We start from the raw sequence: 6,852 nt of genomic DNA, 5'->3' as shown, positions 1-6,852 counted from the left end.
ATATAAATATTTATAGAGGGTATTAAATTTATTCTGCTCATTGATGGTAGATTATGTTAATTATAGTTAACTTACTTACATTTAACGAATTCGAAATCAATCAAATGGCTTTATAAATGAAAACTTTTAATCTCCAATCATGTATAGTGATCTTCTTATGCATGATAGCATTTTCGGCAAGTGCTCAGCAACCCATCAAGCCGGTCGTAAATTGTGTGGAATATGATGATAGCCGGGATACTTATGTTGCCCATTTCGGCTACATAAACTCAAATGATTTTGAGGTGACTATTCCGATAGGAAAGGACAACAAATTAACACCATCTTCACAAGACAGGGGTCAGCCTACAATTTTTAAACCAGGTAGCTATAGTAATGTTTTTGAGGCAGACTTTAATGGTAAAAATCTTACCTGGCATATTGAAAATGTTAATTTAAAACCTAGTGAAGCTACTGCTAGTAGTGACATTTCACAATGTGGATATGTGACAGGCGTGGTAAGAGATGCGAGAACTGGTATCCCTTTGGTAGGTGTTACGGTTACAGTGCAGGGCAAAGGCATACAATCGGTGACCGGGTATGATGGGTTGTATGATATTCGAGGTGCTGATGGAGAAGACGTTTTAGTATTTTCTCTTTATGGCTATTTTGATAAAGAGGAGTCAATAGGTTATCAATCCCTACTTGATGTTACACTTGATATTGATCCATCGCTGCTAGAGCCAGTATTTGCTTCTAATGTAGAAGGTGATGATCTGTGGCCTGAGTTATATTACTTGGCAGATTTGCTTGAAAATGGTGAAGTGGTCGAGTCTAATGACGTTTTTCAAATAGAAAATGGAAATGTACTTGTTGAAGTAATAGCTAATGTAGGAGCTGATATGGATCAGCTCCGAAACATATTGGTTACTTATGGATTCTATGATGAAACTCCCAATTCTTTACCATTAATCCTTACTGGTTATTTCCCAATTGACCAGTTGAAAGAACTAAATAACTATGATGAATTGATCAATTTTGTAAGACCCGGCTATCCTCCGATAACCAACACAGGCCTGGTTGAAAGTCAGGGGGATTCAGCTTTGCTGTCATATGCTGTAAGAAATGGTTTTGGTGTTGGTGGAGAAGGTGTAAAGGTTGGTGTAATTTCCGATAGCTATGATGCTCAGGGTAACCTTGCTGCTACAGTAGTTGCTAATGGTGATCTACCTGGTAGTGAGCAGTCAGGTAGTTTAATACCTGTTGATGTTTTAAAAGATAATGTGAGAGGTTCTAATGAAGGACTGGGAATGTTAGAAATAATTCATGATGTAGCACCAAAAGCTCAATTAGGTTTTAGAACAGGGTTTTTGAGTTCGAATGATATGGCCCGAGGCATTGTTGAGATGGTAAATGATGACTATGATGTAATTGTTGATGATATCACCTATTTATCAGAGCCATTTGCTCCCACTGGACAGATATCGCAAGCTGTTGATTATGCAGCAGCTAATGGGGTACACTATTTGACATCAGCAGGTAACTTTGGTGATAGAAGTGTGGGTTATTCGTTTAGTACTTCAGCAGCTGATTTGCCATACCCATTCCTTGCTGATAATGCAGTCGCTCACGAGTTTTCATCTGGAGACTATTTACAGCAAATATCTTTAATGCCTGGAATCTATGTTATTGAGATGCAATGGGAGGACCTATTTTACTCTCAGGGAGATGCCTCTGGTGCAGCTCATGATCTGGACATCTGGATAATGAGTCAGACAGGAAATTTGCTGTATAGTGGTAATAGATTGAATAGAGGTGAGGATCCTATAGAGATTATCGCCTTTAAAATCAATGAGCCAACAGTCGTGAATGTTCTCATAACGGGAGATAATATTCCTGAAGGGCTAAACTTTCAGTACGTAGTACTTAGAGGAAATAACTGGACATTTAATGAATATTATAATCCAGCGTCTACGGTTGTAGGGCATGCAAGTTCATCATCATTAAGTAGTGTTGGCGCCATTTTCTATGGCTATACACCAGCATATACAGATGACGCTTCATTGTGGGAGGCAAACCCAACCTCTTCCAGAGGTGGAAATTTGTTAGGTACTAGCTTAGCTAAGCCTGATTTTATTGCTCCTGATGGTGGTAATACATCTAATTTCGGTACAGATGTAGAGTTTGATGCTGATAAGTTTCCTAATTTCTTTGGTACATCTGCAGCAGCCCCACATGCGGCTGGTGTTTTGGCGCTTGTTTTGGAATCGTTAGACAAATTCTATGATAATACTTCTGGTCCAATAAAAGAAGAAATTACTACTACCGGGTTAAGGGAGTTGGTAGCAATTAATGCTATAGATTTAGGTCCAGAAGGATTTGATAATGCATCAGGTAGAGGGTTAATTAAAAGTAATTCAATTTTAGGTGCATTGGCCAATCCATCACCACAGGAACTGAAATTGATTATTCCTGAAGGTGTTACTCCTGGAGAGGATACGTTTACTTTGACTGTCGAAGGAAAATATTTGACAGATGAAACCGAGATACTATTTAGAGGTAATCCATTGGTAATTACGAATACCACTGATATTGATGAAAATACTACTCAATTGGAAACTACTATAGATCCTTTTATTGGCAATCCGGATATTGTGCTTAGTACTCCACCTAAAGAGGATACTAATGGATCAGACGGTGGTACTTCTGAGCCTGCTTATTTCTTTACTAAATCAATTACTAATGTAGTCATCAAGGTGAATAATGCAACTAAAAAATATGGTGAAGAAATGCCTGCTTTTGGCTATTCAACCGTTCCTGCTTTATCAACAGAAGAATTAGAATTATTGCCACAAATAGTATTTGAAACCCAAGCTACCAGTTTAAGTGATGTTGGTGTTTATTTCGTTTCTCCATCTTTGGGTATTGATGCTCAAACAGGTGATTCTATCCAGGCACCTATCCAATTAAAAGAAATGTATGATTTTACATTTGAGAATGGAGCTTTATTTATTGATCCATTGTCATTGAAAATCACTCCTAATAACATCAACATGACTTATGGAGATCAGTTGCCTCCTATTGAATTTACATATGATTTTGGTACAGATCTAAATATTCCGAATAGAGATCAAATACTTGCTAGCTTAACTTCATTACATGATGATCAATTGGTGCAGGATACTGTAGCACTTTTGGACAGAGGGCTTGCTTTGGTAAATAGAGGACTTGCATTGGTAAATGAATCTTCATGGACTATAAGCCAAAATTCTTTAAATAGAGGACTTGCTCTGGTCAATGGAGATAATGTGGTCCTTGTGGATGCATCGTTACTGGAAGAGTATTCAGAGTCCCCATCTGGCACGATGGTAAATAGGGGGTTGGCACTTGTAAATAGTGATATACTAGCTGATGGTAGCGCTACTATTACTTTAGTTGATGATGAAGGTAATGTTATCGGAAATAGAGGATTAGCATTGGTTAATCGTGGCTTGGCACTTGTGAATGAAGAGGTAAGTGGAACTTCAAATAGCAAAGTTATAGTAGTTGTTTCAGAGGACGATGAGTCTATTGATGATTTTAATTCAATTAATTTTATCACCGGACTGGATGCAACAGACGGGGGTGAACCTCAATATATTATTCCTGGTGCATTTTATTCAAAGAACTTTGTTATAGAATATGGAGTAGGAGAACTTACGATCAATAAGACTGATTTAACACTAGTTGTTGATGATTATGTCATCGTAGAAGGAGATGATTTGCCAGTTGTCACTTCAAACTTCAGTGGCTTTGCTGCCGGAGAAACTGTAGAGAATGTGTTTGGCGATGCTGAGATTACCTATACATTGAGTCCTGCATATGCTGGTCAGGGAGGTATTTATGAAATTCAGCCAGTAGTCACAGAGCCGTCAAACTATAATTTAAGTGTAGAGCCGGGAGCATTGTATGTAAACCCGTTAAAGGGTAGCAGAATTAAAGTTTGGATGGAGTGTACAGAAATGGCTACTAATGACCCTTCAGGCTATCAATATAGAGTATTCTTTAGCTATGAAAATAAGAATGATACGCCTTGGTATATTCCTCAGGGATCGGATAATCAGTTAGTGGGTACACCAAATTATGCAGGAGCTATTCCAGAGGTGTTTTTGCCTGGACAGCACGTATTTGATATAGAATTTGATGGTGATAAAATATCATGGCAGCTAACATCTAATGGTACAGACAAGTCATCATTATCTTCTTCTGAAAGCGTTAACTCAGAAGGTTGCAGTTTAGCATTAAATGTTCTCGGAGATGTAAGCTATCAGGTTTCACCTAATCCAACACAAGATTACATAGTAATTTCGGGCTCCAGCGATGTTGAGAATACAGGAATAGTGGTATTTGACGATCTTGGTTTTGTGAAAAATCCAATGATTGTTAAAAGCACAACTGATAATACAATAACCATTAACCTGGAGAGCTATCCAGCAGGTGTTTATTATGTGATGCTTACAGTTAACGGAAAATCAGAAACTTTGAGAGTTTATAAAGAGTAACATGACTAAAGCACATTTTTTAATCTGTTTAATTTTTACGGGATTAATTTCAACTTCATTTGCTCAAAATGAGCGCGTAGATAGTTTACAATCAGTACTTAATGAAGCTACCAATGATAGTCTTAAGGTGGATGCGCTCAATACTATCAGTTATCAGTTGTTTCGCGTAGAACCCGAAAGTACGCTTGATTATGGTCAACAGGCTCTTGAATTAGCTACATCAATTGGTTATCAAAGAGGTATAGCTCAGGCCAATAAAAACATTGGTTTAGGTTATTATGTGTTGGGCAATTATATCGATTTGCTAGTATACTGGGAAGCTTCATTAAAGGCTTTTGAAGTACTGAAGGATCAGGAAGGAGTAGCAAACTTGTTAAACAATCTTGGCGCTGTTTATTCAAACCAGGGTGATGATGCTGTAGCATTAGATTATTATTTAAAGTCCTTAAAGGTTTCTGAAGAAATTGGAGATGCTACTAGAATAGCTACCGCATTACAAAATATAGCCCTTGTTTATATGAATAAAGAAGCGACTCGAGATCAGGCGCTTTCTTACCTAAGAAGGGCATTGCCTATTGCAGAAAAATTGAATGATAATACAGCAGTAGGAACAGTTACTTCTAACATATCAGATATCTATCTCAACCAACATAAATATGACTCATCAATTTATTATGCTGATATGGCATTGGCAGCGCTTTATGGAACTGGGTTTTATGCCGTTCCCTTATCTATAAAAGGGCGTGTTTTTTTAGAGCAGGGGGATTATGCTATGGCCATTAAATTACAAAATGAAGCAGTTGACAAGGCTCGCTCGTTCGATCAAAAGTTAGAATTAAGTCAGTCGCTCAATTATTTGGGTGAAGCCTATTTGGTGTCAGGCAATCCCTATGCTGCATTGAAAGCATATAAGGAAGCCATTGATGTGGCGGCTACATTAGGATCAAAAGTCGAATTAAAGAATGGCTATGAGGGGATAGCTGAAACATATGCTAATCTTAAAGAATTTGAAAATGCTTTTGAGTATAATAGGCTGTTTTCGCAGATGAAAGACACCATTTTTAATGAGGAAACTGATGATAAGATAAAGGGGCTTCAGTTTACCTATCAGATAGAGAAGAAACAAGATGAGATAGACTTGCTTGAAAAGACCAATGAGATTGAACAACTCAATGTTAAAAGACAAAAAGCAATTAGCTGGGGTACAGGTATTGTTGGAGTGCTATTGTTTATTATGGCTGGAGGTCTTTTGCACCGTTACAGGTTTATCAAGAAGATTAAGTCGATTATAGAAAAGGAAAAAGACAGATCTGAAAATCTTTTGTTAAATATCCTTCCCTCAGAAACTGCAGAGGAGCTCAAAGAAAAAGGAGAAACTGAAGCTAAGTATTATGATTCCGTAACCATTCTTTTTACTGATTTTAAAGGTTTTACCAGTATTTCAGCTACAATGAGTCCTCGTGAATTAGTGAAGGAAATACATGAGTGTTTTAAGATGTTTGACATCATTATGACACGACATGGTATTGAAAAGATTAAAACCATTGGTGATGCTTATATGGCAGCAGGAGGGCTTCCAAAAACCAATGAAACGCATCATATGGACGTGGCAAGGGCCGCATTGGAAATCAGAGAATATATGCAGGTGCTTAGAAGGAAAAGAGAAGCTGAAAATAGGCCATTTTTTGAAATTAGGATAGGTATTCATACTGGTCCTGTAGTAGCAGGAGTAGTAGGAATCAAGAAATTTGCTTATGACATCTGGGGTGATACAGTAAACATTGCTTCGCGCATGGAATCTAATTCTGAAGCTGGAAGAATTAATATTTCTGAAAGTACCTACGCTTTAATCAAGGATAATTTTGACTGTGAATATAGGGGTGAGATAGAGGCTAAAAACAGAGGAATGCTCAAAATGTATTTTCTCAATGATGCTAATGCCAATGAAGCTGAATATATGGATAAATTCGCATTAGAAAATGATTCATATAGTAATGATTTATTAGTGAACCAAAAAGAAGCTTAATCTGATTGGATCTAGGTATTTATATTTGGTTAATAATGAATAGATTTTCCACCAGACACCTATAACTTGACTAATAGTGTACCTATAACATTATTAAAGCAACACATTTTGCAGGAACTCGAAAGTGAACTTTCACCTTTGTTAACCTATCATAATCCAAAGCACACATTATATGTACTGCAGAGCTGTGAGGAAATTGCTGACCATGAGGCTGAATTAAGCTGGCAGGAATTAAAGCTATTACAGGCTGCTGCGCTCTATCATGACTCAGGTTTTATGAGGTCTTACAAGGATCATGAGTATGAA

2 protein-coding genes and 1 pseudogene are annotated in these 6,852 nt (G+C 37.3%); all 3 read left to right on the top strand.

From position 1 onward, the window contains the following. The first annotated feature begins 116 nt into the window (after positions 1–116). Complete coding sequence (locus E1140_RS02680; RefSeq protein ID WP_155178771.1) at positions 117–4,520, top strand: MBG domain-containing protein; 4,404 nt, start codon at positions 117–119, stop codon at positions 4,518–4,520. Position 4,521: 1 nt separating this feature from the next. Then, positions 4,522–6,546 carry an adenylate/guanylate cyclase domain-containing protein gene (locus E1140_RS02675; protein WP_155178769.1) on the top strand — a complete coding sequence of 675 codons (2,025 nt, stop codon included), beginning with the start codon at positions 4,522–4,524 and terminating at the stop codon, positions 6,544–6,546. A gap of 108 nt (positions 6,547–6,654) precedes the next feature. Beyond that, positions 6,655–6,852 (top strand): annotated as a pseudogene (locus E1140_RS02670) (HD domain-containing protein); the annotation flags it as partial.

The sequence above is a fragment of the Fulvivirga lutimaris genome (assembly GCF_009711525.1).
GTDB lineage: Bacteria > Bacteroidota > Bacteroidia > Cytophagales > Cyclobacteriaceae > Fulvivirga > Fulvivirga lutimaris.
This window is presented reverse-complemented; position numbering and strand designations above follow the sequence as displayed.

Coding starts and splice junctions, on each gene's coding strand:
- E1140_RS02680 (WP_155178771.1), top strand. CDS start 117: ATGAAAACTTTTAATCTCCAATCATGTATAGTGATCTTCTTATGCATG.
- E1140_RS02675 (WP_155178769.1), top strand. CDS start 4,522: ATGACTAAAGCACATTTTTTAATCTGTTTAATTTTTACGGGATTAATT.